The sequence below is a fragment of the Alcaligenes phenolicus genome (assembly GCF_032063905.1).
Classification (GTDB): domain Bacteria; phylum Pseudomonadota; class Gammaproteobacteria; order Burkholderiales; family Burkholderiaceae_B; genus Alcaligenes; species Alcaligenes phenolicus.
Window position 1 is genome coordinate 186,495 of the sequence record NZ_DAMBOE010000001.1, and the last position, 19,275, is coordinate 205,769.

The window sequence follows — 19,275 nt, forward strand, 5'->3', positions numbered from 1 at the left end:
GCGACCTCAACCTTGGCAAGGTTGCGCTCTACCAACTGAGCTACTCCCGCATTTTTTACTGCACTACCGACTTGTGACCAGAATTACTGGAGGCGCAAGCCGGAATCGAACCGACCTAGACGGATTTGCAATCCGCTGCATAACCACTCTGCCATTGCGCCGTGGTCGATTAAAAAGGGAAGCCTACGCTTCCCTTAGGAATCTGGAGCGGGAGACGAGTCTCGAACTCGCGACCTCAACCTTGGCAAGGTTGCGCTCTACCAACTGAGCTACTCCCGCATTTTGCTGTGCAGATTGAATCTGTTTTCAGCGTTTTACTTATTAGCTATTGCTTATTCAGTAAAGAAAGCTAGTTTAGAGTGGCCATCTTTGTTTGTCAAGTGTTTTTGATATTTTGCCTAAGCTTTTTATCAGTACTGCCTAACAAACTAGCCTGCCTTCAAACTGCTTTTTGCTGCGAAACCGACGCTGCGCTAAGCAAGAACGTAACTATAGACTGCAGCAAAGAAGCTTGTCAATAGATTCTGTAAATTTTTCCGGAAAATTGTCTGTCCGAGCTATGCTTACTGCTTTCTTTGATCGTGGGACAGGGCCGTGGACAGGCAGCGTAATGTGGATTTGAGCTCTTTTAATACCTTGGGTTTGGGCAGCCGCGCGCGCGACCTGGTGGTGTATGACAATGTTACCCAGTTGCCTGCCTTGCAAGCGCTGGTGGAGCAGGGGGAGCGTATCTTCGTGCTGGGCGGTGGCAGCAATGTGGTGCTGGCCGAGCACGTTGATGCCCTGGTGATCAAGGTAGAAAGCAAAGGGATTCGTTTACTGCAGGAGCAGGAAGATGCCTATATTGTGGAAGCGCAGGCGGGCGAGTGCTGGCATGACTTTGTGCAGTATTGTTTGAATCAAGGCTGGCCCGGTCTGGAGAACCTGGCTTTGATTCCCGGCACGGTGGGCGCGGCCCCGGTTCAGAATATTGGTGCTTACGGTCTGGAGCTGGAGCAGCGGGTGCACAGTGTGCTGGCCTGGAGCTTTAAAGAGGGCAAAGAGGTGGAGCTGTCTGCGGCGGAGTGTGGCTTTGCCTATAGAGACAGCCGCTTCAAGCATGACCCGGCTGGTAGCTGGTTGATTCTGGCGGTGCGCTTTGCCTTGCCGCGTCAGTGGACACCGGTGCTGGAATATCCCGATCTTAATAAGCAGGCTCATCTGGCGGGCGAGCCAGACCCGCAACGCATTTTTGATGCGGTTTGCGAGATTCGCCGTCAAAAATTGCCGGACCCTCGTGTTTTGGGCAATGCAGGCAGTTTCTTCAAGAATCCCCTAGTGCAGACAGAGCAGCGTGATGCCCTGAAGCAGCAATGGCCCAATCTGGTTTCTTATGAAGTGGGGCAGGGCCAATGCAAACTAGCGGCGGGCTGGTTGATTGACCAGTGTGGCTGGAAAGGCAAGCGTGATGGTGTCGTAGGCGTGCACGATCGCCAGGCTTTGGTGCTGGTGAATCATGGTGGCGGAACGGCGCATGATATCGAGCGCCTGGCCCAAGCGATTCGGGGCTCTGTTCGAGAACGTTTCGGCGTGGAACTGGAACAAGAGCCCGTTATTGTGAGTTAAGCATCGACCGCGCCCCACCATCGCAGAGTTTGTGCCAGATGGTGACGCACGGCTTCCATGGCCGCTTCGGGGTTTCCTGCCTGAAGCGTATCCAGAATCTGTAAATGCTCCTTCATGGCGGGCACAATGCGCTCGGGTAAAGGGCGGCGCGAGTGCTGCAGCACATTGATGCGATCACAGTTCTCTTCGTAGATCGTCATGGCCGAGCGGTTCTGCAGCGCTTGAGCTAAATAGCGATGCAAGGCCCAGTCCACTTCCATGGCCTGAATCTGCAAGGCGGTGGTGACAAGGCCGCTTTGCGCTTGCTCCAGAATCTTCTCATGTTTGTCCCGCAAGCTCTCCAATGCGGGCTGCTTGGCACAGCTAGCCAGTATCCTGGCCCCCTCCTGATCAAAGACACAGCGCAGTTGGAAGCATTCCCGTAGTGCTTCCGTGGTTGCCTCCAGAACCAGCACTCCCCGCTTGGGCAGGATAGAGACCAGCCCGGCAGCCGCCGCGCGCTTGACCGCTTCACGCACTGGAGCCAGTGGGAAATCGCTTAATTTCATCAGTTCTGCCATCGACACCATCTGCCCCGCGCGTACCTGCCCTGTAGCCAATAAATGACGAAATGCCTGGAAAGCCTGGGTGGCTAGCAAAGTGTCATCAGAGGAGGAGGGAATACTCATTTGGCGTCTCCGGTTTGCGCGCGTCGGGTTTCGTATTTGATTTTAGTTATGTCTGGCATTTCAAATTATATATATTTTGAAATGCCAGACGGGATTTTAGCTTGCGGACTTATTCTTGAATAAACAGCGCTTTGTGCAGATTTATGCGCATAAAAATGTGGGTTTTGATATCGAGTTTGGCTTGCTCAAACCCTTGCTTTGAATAGCGGTTTATCTGCTTGTGGCGGGCTTGGGCAACTGGGGAGGGGCGCGTTCAGTTCGCTTTGATTCTGAGCGGCACTGGAAATCGAGTTTGACCATCCATGAGCGAAAAACCCGCGTCAGCGACATAGGCTGGCACGGGTTTTTTATTGAGCGTTAAGTTAATTAATCATCAATTGAATCAGTGTCTTAAGCCGAAACTTCCTCCAGCGAACGTCCCTTGGTTTCCACCCCTAATGCGATCACCACCAACGCTGCAATGGAGAAGGAAATAGCGCCCAGGGTGAAGACACCTGAATGCCCGGTCCAGGGCAGGATAAAGCCCACCAGCAACGGTCCGAACAAGGAACCTAGGCGGCCAATGGAAGAGGCAAAACCGGCGCCTGTGCTACGTGTACGGGTGGGGTACAGCTCGGGGGTGTAGGCATACAAAACCGACCACATACCAAACATGAAGAACTGCATGCACAAACCGGCGCCAATCAATTGGGCCACAGGTGCTTGGCTGGTGGCGACGTGACCATAAATAAAGGCACAGCCTGCGCTACCGAATAGCATCAAGACCATGGTTGCCTTGCGTCCCCATTTCTCCAGCAACCAGGCCGAGAAGATGAAGCCTGGAATACCGGCCAGGGAAATATAAATGGTGTAGGTAACGGACTTGGTGACTTCATATCCGGCTTGTTGCAGCAACGCGCCCAGCCAGGTGGTCAGACCGTAGTAGCCCAGCAAGGAGAAGAACCACAGCATCCACAGCATCAGGGTGCGACGGGCGTATTGGCCTTGCCAAAGCTGGGCAAACAGCGCGCCACGTTTCAGCTTCTCGCAAGGGGTGGGAGGCAGGGGAGAGGGCAGAGCCTGGCCGCCGTTGGCCTGAATGACTTTGTGTTCAAAAGCAGTCGTGACCTGTTCGGCGCGATCGTTATGGCCTGCCTCTTCCAACCAGCGGGGGGATTCAGGAACCCAGCGACGAATCACGAACACAAACAGGGCAGGGATAGACAGGGCAATGAAGATCCCGCGCCAGCCTATATAGTCCAGACTCAGATATGTCAGAACCCCGGCGCTGATAAAGCCCAGCGGCCAGAAGCCTTCCAGAATCGCAATATATCGACCGCGACTTTTAGCGGGCACAATCTCCGAGACCATGGCCAGGCCGATGGGAAACTCCATCCCCATGCCAAACCCCAGCAGCACCCGAAACGCCATCAACTGCTCGACGTTTTGGGACAGACCACAGGCCAGGCTTCCTACACCCCAAAAAATCATGCTCCATTGAAAGACGGGTTTGCGCCCGTACTTGTCTGCCAGCATGCCCGCAATGGCAGCACCCAAAAACATGCCTAAAAAGCTGGAGCTGGCCAGCATCCCCGCCTGCGCGGTGCTGAGCCCCATTTCTGCTTTGATGGAACCTAAAACAAAAGTCATGATGCCCAGGTCCATGGAGTCAAAGAACCAGGCGGTCGCGATAATACCGAACAGCATGCGTTGATAGCGTGTCATGGGTAATCGCTCCAGGCGATTGGCCACATTGGGGGATACGGCTGTCATTGGTGTCTCCTGTAGGTCCGCTCTTGTGGCGGGTTTTATGTATAGGTGACCTGCCGTCAGGCCATGGCAGGCCTTTTTCTTCTGCTGATATATTACATGGATACTAGTGGTATCTATTTTAAGATTAAATAATGGTATGTACTTAGCTGGCTAATTAATTGTGGGTTAGTGCTCCGGCTAAAGAGCCCTCAAAAGCGTGTTGAATAATGCGTTGATAGGCGCTGGTGCAGTCAGCAACCGGGAAGGCTTTGGCAAGACGAGTCACTTGCAGAGCATCGTTCAACAGGCGTTCCAGCTGATGTTCCTGCACCCCGCATTGGTTCAAGTCAGAGGGGATGTCCAGTTGATCGACCAGCGACCGCACATAGGCAGGCAGAGCCAGTAAGGTATCTTCCGGCTTGCCGGTTGGCATGCCCAGGAGTTGGGCGACTTCCAGCAATTCCGAGGCGCGGCTTTCACGCAGTTCGTCCAGAACGTAAGGCAGCAGCACGGCATTGGTGGTGCCGTGAGATTGATGCGTCAAACCTGCCAGTGCGTAGGCAATGCCGTGCACCGCATTCAGACCTGCTGTGCCGTAGGACAGCGCGGCATAGTAGCTGGCGCTGGCCATGCCATCACGGGCTTCGGTGTCGGTGCCGTCGCGATAGGCTCGCAGCATGTAGTGGCCGCACAGGCGTATGGACTCGCGTGCAAACATCATGGTCAGGCTGGATCGGCCACTATAGCCAGGGTCGGGGCTGCCAACCCGATCAAACAAGCTGGCGTCCTGCGTCATAAAGGATTCAATTGCGTGGGTCAGGGCATCAATACCGGCGTCGGCAGTGACACGGGGTGGACAGCTATCGCTGAGTTCCGGATCGATGACCGCAATGGCGGGGCGTAGCGCATTGCTCATGACGGCAATTTTGGTGGCATTGTCAGGGTCGACCAGAATGGCTCCCGGTGTTGCTTCTGATCCCGTACCGGAGGTGGTGGGCAGGGCGATCAAGGGCAAGGGCTTGGTGTGGGCGGGCCAGGTCCCACTGTAGGCGCGTATGGGCTCCCCGGTGGGGACGGTCAGACACAGGGCTTTGGCCAGATCTATATTGCTGCCGCCGCCCAACGCCAATACGAAATCGATAGGGTAATCGGCCAGGTGGGCTCGTACTTGCAACGTGGCCTGATCACATAAGGTAGTGGAAGGATCTGGCTCGCCCCCATCAAAAACCACCAGTTCAATTCCCTGTTCTCTACAGGCGGCGATGTGGTCCTGAACCCAGGTAGTTTGAATGGTGAAAAAACGGTCGGTAATCAATAAGCCGCGACGCCAGCCCAGGTGCGCAATCAAGGCAGGTAGTTCATGGCGGCAGCCGCGTCCCATCAGGGTGCGGGGCGGTGGGCAAAAGAAAACGTGTGTGTTCATACGGCAGTCCTTGCGGTGTGTAGAGAGCAGAAGGGTTCTATCAACGAGGCGATCAGTTCAGTGTGCGAGCCCAGAATGCTGTGGCCCGCATCAGGCAGGCTGTGCAGGGTGGCTTGTGGCAGTGCCTGCGCCAACCGGTGGGCGTGCTCAATGGGACAGTCCTGATCCTGTTCGCCATGGATGATCAAAGAGGGGATGTAAATACGGGGGAGTTGCGCATACAGGTCGTGATGCCGATTAGCCAGCCAAGTCCAGGCCACGTCTTGATGACCTGCGGCCTCCAGCAGCCCCAGGCGCTGTTCCCGTTCTGCAATTTCTTGCAGCAAGGCAGTCGTGTTCTGGGCCTTGAACCATTGAGTCCGGTTCAGGCTGGCTGTGCCCGATAACAACAGCAGGGCTTGCGGTAGTGGGGCGTGTTCGTCCAGCAGAGTCAGACAGGTTTGCAGCACCACCGAGACGCCCAGGCTCCAGCCTGCCAGGACATAGGGCGTGTGTGCAGGCAAGGCTTGAATGCTGGCGCGTAGATCCTGCACAAAGCCGTCCAGCCTGTAATCTTCCTGGCTGGAGCCGCGAAAGGCATCGCCTCGGCCTCGCAAGTCCGGGGTGTGCCAGGACATCAAATTCGAGCTGGCTTGGGCTACTGGCAACCAGCTGCGATGGGTGCCTTGAATTCCATGTACGGCAATGATGGTGGCTTGTTTTGAGTCGCAGGCAATGCTCATGTGGCTTCCTGGAGTAGATAAATACAACTAAGATATGAGGCTGTTGCCCAGTTCCGGCCTTGTACTTGCAGGGCCAGAGCAGGCGTCAGAGTTTGGGTGTCAGCAGCAAACGCTGCGTTTTAAAGGCAGGGTCAGCATGGTTACAAGCAAGCGGAAGGTAGCGGGAAAAGGGCAGGCTCAAGATGAGGTGCTGGACATCAAGGCCTTGACGGAATCCAAGCCCAAGCTCACAGACATTGCTTACGAGCGTTTGGAAGAAGCCATCATTACCCTGAAGCTGCCGCCGGGCAGCATCGTGTCCGAGCTGACCTTGAGCCAGATGTTCGAGATTGGCCGTACGCCGATTCGGGAGGCCATTCAACGTCTGGCGCGCGAACATTTGATGCTGGTCTTGCCACAGCGCGGCTTGTTGATTCCAGAGCTGGACATGCCCAAGCAGTTGCGCCTGATCGAGACGCGACGGGAGATCGAACGTCTGATCTGCCGTAGTGCGGCCAAACGGGCGACACGCGATCAACGCGAGCAATTCAAGAGCTTGCATGATGCTTTCCTGGAAGCAGCCACCCAGAACGATGAAGTCAGTTTTATCCGGGCAGATCGACGGTTGAATGAGCTGGAAATCGAGGCGGCTCGCAATGAGTTTGCCGAGGCAGCGATGCGTCTGACACATGGCCTGTCTCGTCGTTTCTGGTTCTGCCACTATCAGCAAAATCCGGATTTAACGCAGATGGGCAGACTGCATGCCAACTTGGCGATGTCCATTGCCGGGGGCGATATGGACCAGGCCGGTCAAAGCCTGGATCTCTTGATGGACTACATCGAAGAACTCGCCCGCACGACCCTGATTTCCAGCTTGTAAGTACAGTCAGCGCCTTAGCTGGCCAGGCCACGCTCCAGGGCGTGGGCCTCTTCTTTTTGCAAGGCCGGGCCGTCCGTGGTGTCGCCAGTATCTTCAAAGCGGAAACGGCGAATAATGGGCTTGAGCTCTTCCTTGACGTGCTTTTCGCTATAGCCATTGAACAGGTGGCCAAGCAGACCGCGACGCAGATCCGTAGTGCCCATGGCCCAGTCTGCGATCGGGAAAGTCAGGTTCATGTTGTACTTCATCATGATGCCCTGATTGTGATGGGCGGTATGGTGGCGACGAATGGTATTGATGAAGGGCATATTGCGCACAAAGCTGTTCTCATGCACATGACAGCAGTAGTGAAAGGCCTCGTACACCAGGTACTGCGCCACCATGGTCATGAACACAAAATAGCCTGCATTGGGGTTGATGATGGTTGCGGCCAGCCAGCCCAGAATCCCGCCGCCTACCCCCAATGTTGCCAGAACGCGCCAGGGGAAAAACACAATCCGGAACTCCTTGCTGGAATCAATTGTGGCTTCGTTGTCGGTGAAGTACTGGTGATGCTGGCGGGTGTGGCGTTCGTAGATTTCCCGCAAGCCAATGATGTTGATGCGTCGGTGCATCACATAACGGTGCATGGCCCATTCAACAAAATTACCCGCCAGAAAAACGGGGATCACAATCAGCCATTCCCAACCTACCGGGCCTAGCTGGGTGATGCTGTAGTAAATCGCTGCTAGACCCACGATGTAGGTCACAACAACGTGAACAATCCCGTTGTAGGCGGGGCTGATATTGGATTTGTAGTCCTCTCGGAACTTGCGTTGGCGTTCGCTCATCATGTCGGTTGTCTCCTGCGGGAAAAGGTTTATTCTTTAAATATCCAACTGACATATTAGTGATATTTTTTTCTGCGTCAAGCAGGGAAAACAGGGGGAGGGAATGTGACAAGGGGGCGACTTGAGGGGAGAACCTGCTACAGCGTTTGGTGGAGCAGTTTTTCAGGCTGGGCTCAGGACTGGTTTTGCCGTTTTACTGGCGAGCTTGGAACTGCTTTTTTTTGGGGTGAGGCGAGGCGGGAGGGGGCAAGACGGGACACACTGGACCAAGGCTTGGGCAGGAGATGAAGGGACAGGTAAAGGACAAAACTAGGTAAAGAGTAGGGACACAGGCAAAGGAATAGGTGCTGGTCAGATCAATCCAGCGCAGCCACTTTCGGCAAGTAGTCCAACAGGAGAAGGCTCTGTTAAGCGGAGATAAAAAAGCCGGCTCGAAAGCCGGCTTTTGATCAGAGCGTTTGCAAGTCAGGTACTTACAGGCCCAGCACGTCCTGCATGTTGTACAGGCCAGTGTTTTTATCACCCAGGAAGCGGGCGGCACGCAGGCTGCCATTGGCATAACCGGCACGGCTGCTGGAGCGGTGCGAGATTTCGATGCGCTCGCCTTCACCGCAGAAAAACACGGTGTGGTCGCCCACAATGTCACCACCACGGACGACGGAGAAACCAATGCGGCCATCCTGACGGGCACCGGTGTGGCCGTGACGGGCCCAGTCAGCGACATCGTTCAGGGATTCACCCCAGGTTTTGGCAATGGCTTCGCCCATGGCCAGAGCTGTCCCCGATGGCGCATCCACCTTATTGCGGTGGTGGGCCTCAAACACCTCGGCGTCGTAGCCCTGGTTCAGCAAGGCAGCCGCCATTTCAATCAACTTCAGGGTGGCATTGACGCCTACGCTCATGTTCGGGGCGAAGACAATGGCAATCTCGCGACCAGCCGCCAGAATCTGTTGTTTCTCCGCTTCGGAAAAGCCAGTAGTGCCAATGACCAGACGGGTGCCGTGCTGCATGCAGGCGTCCAGATGGGCCATGGTGCCTTCAGGACGGGTGAAGTCGATCAGGCAATCAGCCTGGGCCAGGGCATTCAGGTCGTCCGTGACTTTGATACCTGTGTCTTTACCCAGAAAGGCTCCCGCATCCTGACCAATGGCTTTGGAGCCGCTGTGGTCCAAGGCCGCGGCCAGTGTCAGGTCGGTACTGTTCAAAACAGCTTCAATCAGCATACGGCCCATACGGCCGTCTGCGCCAGCAATGGCAATGCGCATGTATCCAGTGTCCTTAACGTAAAGCTTAAAGCGTGGGCTGGTTGCCGCTTACGCTGGGCGTTGGGGCGGCTTGGTCGGCGTCAGCTGGGGGCGGGGTGTGTTTCTTGCCTGTGTCGCTGCGCTCGAAGGGTTGGCGGTCAGGTTGCTCGTCGCCTTCCCAGCGAACCAGAGTGTCGCCTTCAAACCAGACGGTAAAGGTGCGCTGCTCGCTCTTGCCGTAGCCAGGCTTGTTCAGGTAAGGGTAGTCCCAACGGTCGGCGTGGAAAATGTCCTGCAAGGTGGGCGAACCCAGCAGGTAACGAACCTGTTCGCGTGTCATCCCCGATTGCAGGCGGGCCACTTGCTCGGCAGTGATCCAGTTCCCCTGCTGAATGTCGGCGCGGTATGGGAAGCCCCATTTGGAGGATCCGCAAGCGCTCAAGGCGGCGGCAGCCAGGCTGGCTGCGAGTATGGCGCGGATGACAGGAGTGAATGAATTGGCCTTCTTCTGCACGAAATGCCCCAGTAGGAATAAAATCGTTATCATATAAGGGTTTAGGAAAAAGCGCATGAATTGCGCATTGAACCGCCTCAAGACGAGCTGGTTTTCAACCAGGACGGACTTGAGATCCATCCCCATCAAGATGCGATAATTTAGCCATGAACGATCAAAATGAACTGAAGAACATGGGGCTTAAGGCGACTTTTCCGCGCCTGAAGATTCTGGATATTTTTCGCCGCTCCGACCAGGACGGTCAACGCCACCTGAGCGCTGAAGACGTATACCGCCTGCTCATTGCCGAAGAAGTCGATATTGGTTTGGCCACGGTTTACCGTGTGTTGACCCAGTTCGAGCAAGCCGGCATTTTGGTACGCAGCCAGTTTGACGGCGGCAAAGCCGTCTTTGAACTGAATGACGGCGATCACCACGATCACCTGATCTGCACCAATTGCGGCGTTGTGGAAGAGTTTACCGACAGCAATATCGAAGCCCGCCAGCACCAGGTCGCCAAAGACCACGGTTTTGTGCTGGAGAGCCATACGATGCTGTTGTACGGTATTTGCCCCAAATGCTCGGAAGCAGGTAAACAGGCCAAGCCTAACCTGCGCGGTTAATCCTTTAGTAGATGGTCCGCCGGCGCGGGATCTGATGATTGGGGGCAGGATAGCCAGGACGGCATCCTGAAAATTCAAAGAACAATCAGATCCGGGCTACAGGGCCTCACGATTGGATACAAAAAAACCACCAGTAGCCTCAGGCGCTGGTGGTTTAGCTTGCGTTTCAAAGGTGCTTAACGCTGACGTGCCAGCATTTCTCGCGCATGTTCACGCGTTGTTTGCGTAATCTCCAGACCACCCAGCATGCGGGCGATTTCGTCCACGCGTTCGTCTTGCGTCAAAGGACGGATAGAGGAAAATGTCTGACCTTGCTCGGTCGTTTTCTCGACTTTCAAATGATGGTTGCCGCAGGCTGCTACTTGGGGCAGGTGGGTCACACACAAGACTTGGTGGCGTGCTCCCAGCTCTTGCAGCAAGCGTCCCACCACTTCGGCCACCGCACCACCGACACCCGTATCCACCTCGTCAAAAATCAAGGTAGGCACTCGTGCCGCCTGGCTGGCGATAACAGACAGCGCCAGGGAAATTCGGGCCAGCTCACCACCCGAGGCCACTTTGGCCAGCGGGCGAGGCGTTACTCCTTCGTGACCAGCAACCAGAAACTCCACCTGCTCTGCGCCGTGAACCTGTGGCGCACAAGCGGTCAGGGCGACCTCGAAGCGGCCTCCTTGCATGGCCATGGATTGCATCGCCTGGCTGACCTGTTTGCTCAGTTGCACACTGGTTTTGCGTCTTGCGGCGCTTAGCTTGCTACTTAGCTCCTGGTACTGTTTTTCAGCCTGCTGAACCTTGGCTTGCAAGGCTTCCAGATCAAAAGACTGTTGCAGTTGTGCCAGTTGTTCCTGCCAGGTTTCCAGCAGGCTGGGTAGTTCTTCGGGCTCCACTTTCAGTTTGCGCGCGGCACTGAAAATGGCCGAAACCCGTTCTTCTGCCTGCGCCAGACGTTCGGGGTCCAGCTCCATATCGCTTAAATAGCTGTTCAAGTCCGAAGCTGCTTCGGTGACGGCAATTTGTGCTGACTCCAAAGCATCCACAATTGCTTGCAGGCCTGGGTCATGGCGCAGCAGGGCGCTCATTTCGTGGCTGGCTTTGCCCAGCAGTTGCTGTACCGAGGTTTCCTCGCCATCCAGAGCTGTCAGGGCCAAGGCACTGCCGTCAATCAAGGCCTGGGCGTGGGACAGGCGGGTGTGTTCTTGTTGCAGCTGGTCCCATTCACCAGCACGTAGATTCAGGCTGGACAGCTCGTTGATCTGCCACTCCAGACGTTCCTGCTCTCGCTTGCCTTGCTCCGCACTTTGGCTGGCTTGTTCGACGGCCTTGCGTGCCTGGCTCAATTGCTGCCAGGACTGCGCCACTTGGCGCGCCAGGGGCAAATGGCCGCCTTGGCTGTCGAGCAGATCGTATTGGCTTTGAGGGTTCATCAGACTTTGATGAGCGTGCTGACCGTGAATATCCACCAGCAATTCACCCAGTTCGCGCAACTGCGTCAAGGTGGCTGCGCTGCCATTGATGTAGCTGCGGTTGCGACCTTGCTGGTCGATCAGGCGACGCAAGATCAGCTCGTCCGCGACATCGAAGTCACGCTCGCGCAGCCAGCTTTGAATGTCTTGTTCACAATCGAAGTGCGCGCTGACTTCAGTGCGCGGACAGCCCTCGCGGATGGCTTTGGCATCGCCGCGAGCCCCCAGCACCAGGGAGAGCGCGTCAATCAGAATGGATTTACCAGCGCCGGTCTCCCCGGAAAAAACCGTGAAGCCGGAGTCGAAATCAATCGTGGCTTGATCCACGATCACAAAGTCTCGAACGTGCAGGGTACGGAGCATAGGGGTTTATTCGTTTTCGTCGTTAGGCAAAGGGATGTGATTCCAGCCCAGCTTCTGACGCAGGGTGGAAAAAAAGCTGTAGCCCTTGGGATGGATAAAGCGAATGGTGTCCTGGGAGCGACGCACGTCAATGCGGTCTCCCTGCTGACAGTCCGACCAGGTTTGCATGTCAAAGTGCACGCTGCCACCCGATTCCACCCGGCCCAGAGCCGTAATGGTCAAGTTCAGGGTGCCTGTGTCGGGCAGCACAATTGGGCGGTGCGACAGGGTTTGCGGTGCAACAGGCACCAGCAAAAAGGCTTTCAGGGAAGGGTGCAGCAAGGGGCCACTGGCCGCCAGCGCGTAGGCGGTTGAGCCCGTGGGGGTGGAGATGATCAGGCCGTCGGAGCGCTGGCGGTACATGAATACGCCGTCAAGCTCGACACGCAGCTCGATCATGCCGCCGCGCCCGGCACGGTTGATGACCACATCGTTCAGGGCCACGCCCGAATACAGCACTTGCCCGTCACGCACCACGCGGCCTTCCAGCATGGAGCGCTCTTCAATGTCGTATTCGCCTTTCAGCACGCGCAGCAAGGCGTCGTTGGCGTCATCCAGGGGAATGTCGGTAATGAAGCCAAGGCGGCCGTGGTTGATCCCGATCAGGGGAACCTTGCTGTGGGCTAATTCGCGCGCAGCGCCTATCATGGTGCCATCCCCGCCCATCACGATAGCCAGATCGGCGCGCTCGCCAATTTGGGCATAATCGCCGATGGGGAATTCGGTAATACCGGCATTCTGGGCGGTTGTGGCCTCAAGCAGCACCGAGCAACCAGTGTTGACCAGGGTTTTAGCCAGCGATCGGATGGGCGCATCCAAGCCGGAGTCCTGGTATCTGCCAACAATGGCAACCGTTTTGAAATGCATGGGGCGAAAACCTTATGATTGATGAAATAATGGCGATCAGTGGATTATAGAGTTGCCACTCTAGGCTTGGCTGTAAGATTCTCCCCTTTATCATGCAGAGCTGGTGTTTTTAAGTGACGTACGCGACATGGATGACAGAGCAAATGCCTTGTTGAAGGTGCTGATCGAGCGTTACATCGCCGATGGTCAGCCGGTAGGGTCCCGCACCTTATCGACCATTTTTGATTTTTCCCCGGCCACGATCCGTAATGTGATGGCCGAGCTGGAAGGCCTGGGCCTGATTCATAGCCCCCATACCTCGGCGGGGCGTATTCCCACGCCCAAGGGCTACCGCCTGTTTGTGGATCGTCTCCTGGCTGCCGAGCGTTTCGAGCGGCCGGATGCACGCAACCTTAGTCAGTATCTGCCTTTTGACGAGCCTAACCGCGCGGTCAGTTCTGCCGCTTCCTTGCTGTCGAATCTGTCTCAGTTTGCCGGTGTGGTGCTGGCGCCGAAAAAAGCGCAGACCTTCAGGCAGATTGAATTCATCCGTCTGTCCGACAAGCGGGTGTTGCTGATTATCGTCACGCCGGATGGTGATGTGCAAAACCGCATTCTGTTCGTGCCGCGCGATTATCTGGAGCAGGAGCTGGTCGAGGCCAGCAACTTCTTCAATCAGCATTTCTCGGGCATGTCCTTCGAGTCGGTCAAGCTGGCCTTGTCGCAGGAACTCAGCTCCTTGCAGGCGGACATTTCGCGCCTGATGCAACAAGCGGTGGATGTGGGTAGCCATCAGCCCGATAGTGAAGAAGCCGTGGTGATCGCTGGAGAAAGCAAGCTGTTGAACGTGACGGAAATGGTGGCGGATATGGACCGTTTGCGACGCCTATTTTCCTTGTTCGAGAAGAAAACCGATTTGCTGCACCTGCTGGATGTTTCCAGCCAGGCCGATGGCGTACAGATTTATATAGGCGGAGATTCCCAGCTTTTGCCTTTGGATGATGTGTCCGTCATTACCGCGCCGTATGGCGTGGATGGCAAGGTCGTGGGGACGCTGGGTGTGATCGGGCCATCGAGGATGGCGTATGATCGTGTGATTCCTATCGTGGACATTACGGCCCGGCTATTGTCCAATGCCCTGAGCCATCACTCTGCCAGTTAAGGTTTGGACCTTCAGTCTGTTGTTGGGCTGAAGGCAATCAGGCTGTCTAACGTACTAATCATCATGCCCAAGTTGTTTGCCTCTCCTTATTTGCCCGAAGTTCAGGACGCCGATATGTTCAATGATCAGGCTCCGGTACGCGAGGCCGGGCCCATCGGTATCTTGCTGGTCAATCTGGGTACGCCGGACCAGCCCGATGCTGCGTCCATTCGCCGCTATCTGGGTGAGTTTCTGTCCGACCCCCGGGTTATCGAAATCCCGCAGCCGCTCTGGCAGATCATTCTGCGTCTGTTCATCTTGCCGCGCCGTCCCAGCAAGCTGGCCCCGCGCTACAAGGATATCTGGTTGCCACAAGGCGCGCCCTTGCTGGTCTACAGCCAGGCACAGGCCGATGGCCTGCAAGAGCTGCTGCAATCGCAAGGCCATGATGTGAAGGTGGAACTGGGTATGCGTTATGGCAACCCGTCCATTGCCAGTGGTCTGGATAAATTGAAAGCAGCGGGCTGCGAGCGAATTTTGAGCTTGCCCCTGTATCCGCAGTATGCAGCCAGCACCACGGCTACGGCGGTGGATTGCGTGGCGGGGCACCTTGGAAAACAGCGCAATCAACCTGAGCTGCGCTTCCTCAAGCGTTACCATACGCACCCGGATTACATTGGCCCACTGGCCGCGCTGATACGCCGCTACTGGGATGAACATGGCAAGCCAGAGCGTCTGCTATTGAGCTTTCACGGCTTGCCGCGCCGCTGCGTGGAATTGGGCGACCCTTATTACCGTGACTGCCGCGAAACGGCGGATGCCTTGCGTGCGGCGCTGGATGAGCCTGCTGTAGAAGTGCATATGGCATTTCAAAGTCGCTTTGGCGCGCAGCGCTGGCTGGAACCCTATACCGAGCCCACCTTGCGCGAATGGGGCAAGCAGGGCGTGGGGCGTGTGGATGCCGTGTGCCCCGGCTTTCTGGCCGATTGTCTGGAGACGCTGGAAGAAATCCAGGTGGAGTGCCGCGATGCGTTCCTGGAAGAGGGCGGCCGCGAGTTCCATTACATACCGTGCCTGAATGACGATCCGCAATGGATTGAGGGCCTGGGACGGCTGGCCGTGCAGCATCTGGGAGGCTGGTTGCCCAGCCGTCTGGTGCCAGCCGGATAGCGGTATTGGACGTTTTCCAAGGGGCTGGCCAGCAAAATATGCAGGCGGGTCTTGAACTGGGGGCAGATGCCCCCATTTTTATGCGATCAACGAATTCTGTAGTGGAGATACATCGAATGGCTACACATGCCGATCCCAATAAGCCTCTGGACGGGGAAGTGACGGAAAACACGCCTGAACAGGCACAACAGGGCACCCCCGAGCACGAGCAGCCAGAGATTTTGGCTCAGCAGCCCGAAGAAAGTTCGGCTGATCTGGCCACCGAATTGGCCCAGGCCCAGGAAAAAGTGTCGCAGTACTACGACCAGTTGCTGCGTGCCAAGGCCGAGGTGGAAAACATTCGCCGCCGTGCGGAGGATGATGTCTCTAAAGCCCGCAAGTTCGGCACCGAGTCCTTTGCTGAAAGCCTGATTCCCGTGCGTGACAGCCTGGAAGCGGCTCTGGCCCAGACCGAGCAAAGCACGGACGCCTGGAAAGAAGGCGTGGAAACTACCTTGCGTCAACTGAACAAGGCTTTTGAGCGCAACAACCTGAAAGAAGTGGCTCCCCAAGCCGGTGACAAGTTTGATCCGCACCTGCACCAAGCCATTTCGGCCGTGCCTTCGGAGTTTGAAGAAGGCGCAGTGGCTCAGTTGCTGCAAAAGGGCTACACCATTTCGGATCGTGTGCTGCGTCCGGCCTTGGTGATGGTGTCGGCCCCCAAGTAATAGAGCCAGCCTGTCTGCGCGCGCAGGCTGTCCGGAATCAAGGCGTTTTTGACTGCTTTTTCGGATCAGCCGCTTGCACAGTAAAAAAATAAGGCCATTGCTCTTGAAATGCACGCAGAGTTCCCCATATGCATTTCATCAAATAATTTGCTTTCGCAATCAATCTTTTAGTCAGGTAAAAAATCATGGGCAAAATCATTGGTATTGACCTTGGAACCACCAATAGCTGTGTATCGGTGTTGGATGGCGACCAGGTTCGTATTATCGAAAATGCCGAAGGCGGTCGTACGACCCCTTCCATCGTGGCTTACATGCAGGATGGCGAAATCCTGGTTGGCGCTCCTGCCAAACGCCAGGCTGTCACCAACCCCACCAACACTATCTTCGCTGTCAAGCGCTTGATCGGTCGTAAGTTCACTGAAAAGGCAGTTCAGACAGACATCGAGCACGTGCCTTACACCATCACTGCGGCCGACAACGGCGACGCATGGGTGGAAGCTCAAGGCAAGAAGATGGCACCTCAGCAAGTGTCCGCCGACATCTTGCGCAAAATGAAGAAAACCGCCGAAGACTACCTGGGCGAAGAAGTAACCGAGGCCGTGATTACCGTGCCTGCTTACTTTAACGACAGCCAGCGTCAGGCAACCAAGGATGCAGGCCGCATTGCCGGTCTGGAAGTCAAGCGCATCATCAACGAGCCTACCGCCGCAGCGTTGGCTTTCGGTCTGGACAAGGCTGACAAGGGTGATCGCAAGATCGCTGTGTACGACCTGGGTGGCGGTACGTTTGACGTGTCCATCATCGAAATCGCCGATATCGACGGTGAGAAGCAATTTGAAGTGCTCTCCACCAACGGTGACACCTTCCTGGGTGGCGAAGACTTTGACAAGCGCATCATCGACTACATCATCGACGAGTTCAAGAAAGAAAGCGGCGTTGATCTGTCCAAAGACGTGCTGGCCTTGCAGCGCCTGAAAGAGTCCGCTGAAAAAGCCAAGATCGAACTGTCTTCTACGCAGCAGACCGAAATCAACCTGCCTTACATCACGGCAGACGCTTCCGGTCCCAAGCACCTGAACCTGAAGATCACTCGCTCCAAGCTGGAAGCGCTGGTTGAAGACCTGATCGAACGCACGATCGAGCCTTGCCGTGTTGCCATCAAGGATGCGGGCGTGAAGGTTTCGGAAATCGACGACGTGATCCTGGTCGGCGGTATGAGCCGTATGCCCAAGGTGCAAGAGCGCGTTAAAGAGTTCTTTGGCCGTGATCCGCGTAAAGACATCAACCCTGACGAAGCTGTTGCCGCTGGTGCAGCCATTCAAGGTTCCGTGTTGTCCGGCGATCGTACTGACGTCTTGTTGCTGGACGTGACTCCTCTGTCCCTGGGTATTGAAACCCTGGGTGGCGTCATGACCAAGATGATCCAGAAGAACACCACGATTCCTACGCGTCACTCGCAAGTGTTCTCCACGGCTGACGATAACCAGCCTGCTGTGACCATCAAAGTGTTCCAGGGCGAGCGTGAAATCGCTGCCGGTAACAAGGCTCTGGGCGAGTTCAACCTGGAAGGCATCCCACCAGCAGCACGTGGCCTGCCACAGATTGAAGTGACCTTCGACATCGACGCCAACGGTATCTTGCACGTGTCCGCCAAAGACAAGGGCACAGGCAAAGAGAACAAGATCACCATCAAGGCAAACTCCGGTTTGTCCGACGAGGAGATCGAGCGCATGGTGAAAGATGCCGAGGTCAACGCAGCAGAAGACCACCGCATCGCTGAACTGGCGGTTGCTCGCAACCAGGCCGAGGCTTTGATTCACTCCACCCGCAAGTCCATGACGGACTACGGCGACAAGCTGGAAGCGGCAGAGAAAGAAGCCATCGAGAAGGCCATCGCTGATCTGGAGGAAACTCTGAAAGAAGGCGATAAGGAAGCCATCGACGCCAAGGTGGAAGCACTGGGTGTGGCCTCGCAGAAACTGGGCGAGAAGATGTACGCCGACATGCAGGCTCAAGCCGCAGCACAGGAAGGTGCTGAAGGCACAGCCCAGCAGCCCGCCGACGAGAACGTGGTCGACGCTGACTTTAAAGAAGTCAAACGCGATCAGTAATTGCGAGCCTGAATAAGGTTCCCTGGCCCGATCTTTGGCGGCATACGCTGGAGATCGGGCATTATTATTCAAACAGCGGCGTTTGGACGTCGTTAATCAAACATGGCAAAACGCGATTTATACGAAATTCTCGGTGTGGCCAAAAATGCGACGCAGGATGAAATCCGCAAGGCGTATCGCAAGCTGGCCATGAAGTTCCACCCTGACCGTAATCCGGATAGCAAGGACGCCGAGGAAAAGTTCAAGGAAGCCAAGGAAGCCTACGAGATCCTGTCCGACGAACAGAAACGCGAAGCCTATGACCGCTATGGTCATGCCGGAGTCGATCCCAATGCCGGCATGGGCGGTATGGGTGGCGGCATGGGCGGGGCCGGATTTGCAGACGCCTTTGGCGATATTTTTGGCGAAATCTTTGGTGGTGGCGGTGGACGTCGCGGCGGTGGCCCTCAGGTTTACCGTGGCGCGGATTTGCGCTATTCGCTGGATATCAGCCTGGAGCAGGCAGCAGCCGGTTTTGATACTGAAATTCGTGTACCAAGCTGGGAAAACTGCGAAACCTGCTCGGGTTCGGGTGCCAAGCCCGGTACCTCTGTACAGACCTGCCGCACCTGCCAAGGTAGTGGCGCCGTCCGTATGCAGCAGGGCATTTTCAGCATGCAGCAAACCTGCCCGACCTGTCACGGTAGCGGCAAGGAAATTCCTGATCCCTGCGTGGTATGTCACGGCGAAGGCAAGGTCAAAAAGACCAAGACTTTGCAGGTCAAGATTCCAGCCGGTATTGATGATGGCATGCGCATTCGCTCCAGCGGCAATGGCGAGCCTGGTGTTAATGGTGGTCCTGCCGGTGACCTGTATGTGGAAATCCGCATCAAGCCACACGGTATTTTCCAGCGCGATGGCGAGGACCTGCATTGCGAGCTGACCATCCCCTTTACCACGGCGGCCTTGGGCGGAACGGTGGAAGTGCCTACCCTGACAGGGCGTGGTGAAATCACCATTCCTGAAGGTACTCAAGTGGGCAAGACATTCCGCTTGCGCGGCAAGGGTATCAAGGGCTTGCGCTCCAGCTACCCCGGTGATTTGTACTGCCACATTCAAATCGAGACACCTGTGCGTCTGAACGAAGAGCAAAAGAAATTGCTGCGTCAGTTTGAACAGGCCTTGAGCGATGGTGGCGTCAAGCACTCGCCCAAAAGCGAATCCTGGACGGACAAGGTGAAGGGTTTCTTCTCCTGAA

17 protein-coding genes and 3 tRNA genes (1 of these 20 cut by a window edge) are annotated in these 19,275 nt (G+C 56.0%); 8 read left to right on the top strand and 12 right to left on the bottom strand.

Features of this window, described 5'->3' with window-relative positions; genetic code table 11:
- The 3 genes from U2949_RS00820 to U2949_RS00830 all read right to left on the bottom strand — a co-directional run.
- Window positions 1–50, bottom strand: a tRNA-Gly gene (locus U2949_RS00820) (it extends 126 nt beyond the left edge of the window).
- A 37-nt stretch (window positions 51–87) separates the two neighbouring features.
- Window positions 88–161: transfer RNA gene (locus U2949_RS00825), tRNA-Cys, on the bottom strand.
- A gap of 42 nt (window positions 162–203) precedes the next feature.
- Window positions 204–279 (bottom strand) — tRNA-Gly (locus U2949_RS00830).
- 315 nt (window positions 280–594) lie between these two features.
- Here U2949_RS00830 and murB point away from each other — a divergent pair.
- Window positions 595–1,605, top strand: coding sequence for a UDP-N-acetylmuramate dehydrogenase (murB, locus tag U2949_RS00835; RefSeq protein WP_321285624.1), 1,011 nt, complete (start codon window positions 595–597; stop codon window positions 1,603–1,605).
- Here murB and U2949_RS00840 read toward each other — a convergent pair.
- The 4 genes from U2949_RS00840 to U2949_RS00855 form a co-directional block, all read right to left on the bottom strand.
- Window positions 1,602–2,273: a GntR family transcriptional regulator gene (locus tag U2949_RS00840; protein WP_153230741.1), complete on the bottom strand. Its 672-nt coding sequence runs from the start codon at window positions 2,271–2,273 to the stop codon at window positions 1,602–1,604. The genes murB and U2949_RS00840 overlap by 4 nt on opposite strands.
- A 390-nt stretch (window positions 2,274–2,663) precedes the next feature.
- Window positions 2,664–4,025, bottom strand: coding sequence for an MFS transporter (locus tag U2949_RS00845; RefSeq protein ID WP_045930288.1), 1,362 nt, complete (start codon window positions 4,023–4,025; stop codon window positions 2,664–2,666).
- 154 nt (window positions 4,026–4,179) lie between these two features.
- Window positions 4,180–5,427, bottom strand: a complete 1,248-nt coding sequence (locus U2949_RS00850; protein WP_321285630.1) for an iron-containing alcohol dehydrogenase — start codon at window positions 5,425–5,427, stop codon at window positions 4,180–4,182.
- On the bottom strand, window positions 5,424–6,149 hold the full coding sequence (locus tag U2949_RS00855) for an alpha/beta fold hydrolase (RefSeq protein ID WP_257723555.1): 726 nt from the start codon (window positions 6,147–6,149) through the stop codon (window positions 5,424–5,426). The genes U2949_RS00850 and U2949_RS00855 overlap by 4 nt, the downstream gene beginning before the upstream one ends.
- A gap of 136 nt (window positions 6,150–6,285) precedes the next feature.
- Here U2949_RS00855 and U2949_RS00860 point away from each other — a divergent pair, with 136 nt between their 5' ends.
- The gene (locus tag U2949_RS00860) at window positions 6,286–7,008 is read left to right on the top strand and encodes a GntR family transcriptional regulator (RefSeq protein WP_321285633.1); all 723 of its coding nucleotides are present in this window, start codon (window positions 6,286–6,288) and stop codon (window positions 7,006–7,008) included.
- 14 nt (window positions 7,009–7,022) lie between these two features.
- On the opposite strand, the gene U2949_RS00865 is transcribed toward U2949_RS00860, so the two are convergent.
- The 3 genes from U2949_RS00865 to U2949_RS00875 all read right to left on the bottom strand — a co-directional run bounded on the left by U2949_RS00865 (window position 7,023) and on the right by U2949_RS00875 (window position 9,629).
- The gene (locus U2949_RS00865) at window positions 7,023–7,841 is read right to left on the bottom strand and encodes a sterol desaturase family protein (RefSeq protein WP_026483246.1); all 819 of its coding nucleotides are present in this window, start codon (window positions 7,839–7,841) and stop codon (window positions 7,023–7,025) included.
- Between the two features lie 470 nt (window positions 7,842–8,311).
- Complete coding sequence (gene dapB / locus U2949_RS00870) at window positions 8,312–9,103, bottom strand: 4-hydroxy-tetrahydrodipicolinate reductase (protein WP_026483245.1); 792 nt, start codon at window positions 9,101–9,103, stop codon at window positions 8,312–8,314.
- A gap of 25 nt (window positions 9,104–9,128) precedes the next feature.
- Complete coding sequence (locus tag U2949_RS00875; protein ID WP_196784070.1) at window positions 9,129–9,629, bottom strand: outer membrane protein assembly factor BamE; 501 nt, start codon at window positions 9,627–9,629, stop codon at window positions 9,129–9,131.
- Between the two features lie 113 nt (window positions 9,630–9,742).
- Between U2949_RS00875 and fur the strand changes: the two genes are divergently transcribed.
- Entirely contained in the window at window positions 9,743–10,198 is a 456-nt protein-coding gene (fur, locus tag U2949_RS00880; RefSeq protein WP_009459553.1) for a ferric iron uptake transcriptional regulator, read from the top strand.
- Between the two features lie 176 nt (window positions 10,199–10,374).
- Here the strand turns inward: fur and recN are convergent, their stop codons facing one another.
- Window positions 10,375–12,024 (bottom strand): DNA repair protein RecN, encoded by a 1,650-nt coding sequence (recN, locus tag U2949_RS00885; RefSeq protein ID WP_321285637.1) that lies wholly within the window; start codon window positions 12,022–12,024, stop codon window positions 10,375–10,377.
- A gap of 6 nt (window positions 12,025–12,030) precedes the next feature.
- Window positions 12,031–12,930 (bottom strand): NAD kinase, encoded by a 900-nt coding sequence (locus U2949_RS00890; RefSeq protein ID WP_009459550.1) that lies wholly within the window; start codon window positions 12,928–12,930, stop codon window positions 12,031–12,033.
- Between the two features lie 127 nt (window positions 12,931–13,057).
- Between U2949_RS00890 and hrcA the strand changes: the two genes are divergently transcribed.
- The 5 genes from hrcA to dnaJ all read left to right on the top strand — a co-directional run bounded on the left by hrcA (window position 13,058) and on the right by dnaJ (window position 19,274).
- Window positions 13,058–14,071 (top strand): heat-inducible transcriptional repressor HrcA, encoded by a 1,014-nt coding sequence (hrcA, locus tag U2949_RS00895; RefSeq protein ID WP_009459549.1) that lies wholly within the window; start codon window positions 13,058–13,060, stop codon window positions 14,069–14,071.
- Window positions 14,072–14,134: 63 nt separating this feature from the next.
- The gene (gene hemH / locus U2949_RS00900; protein WP_026483243.1) at window positions 14,135–15,220 is read left to right on the top strand and encodes a ferrochelatase; all 1,086 of its coding nucleotides are present in this window, start codon (window positions 14,135–14,137) and stop codon (window positions 15,218–15,220) included.
- A gap of 116 nt (window positions 15,221–15,336) precedes the next feature.
- Window positions 15,337–15,927 (top strand): nucleotide exchange factor GrpE, encoded by a 591-nt coding sequence (gene grpE, locus U2949_RS00905; protein WP_009459546.1) that lies wholly within the window; start codon window positions 15,337–15,339, stop codon window positions 15,925–15,927.
- 185 nt (window positions 15,928–16,112) lie between these two features.
- On the top strand, window positions 16,113–18,038 hold the full coding sequence (dnaK, locus tag U2949_RS00910; RefSeq protein ID WP_009459544.1) for a molecular chaperone DnaK: 1,926 nt from the start codon (window positions 16,113–16,115) through the stop codon (window positions 18,036–18,038).
- Window positions 18,039–18,140: 102 nt separating this feature from the next.
- On the top strand, window positions 18,141–19,274 hold the full coding sequence (gene dnaJ / locus U2949_RS00915) for a molecular chaperone DnaJ (RefSeq protein WP_321285643.1): 1,134 nt from the start codon (window positions 18,141–18,143) through the stop codon (window positions 19,272–19,274).
- Window position 19,275 lies beyond the last annotated feature (1 nt).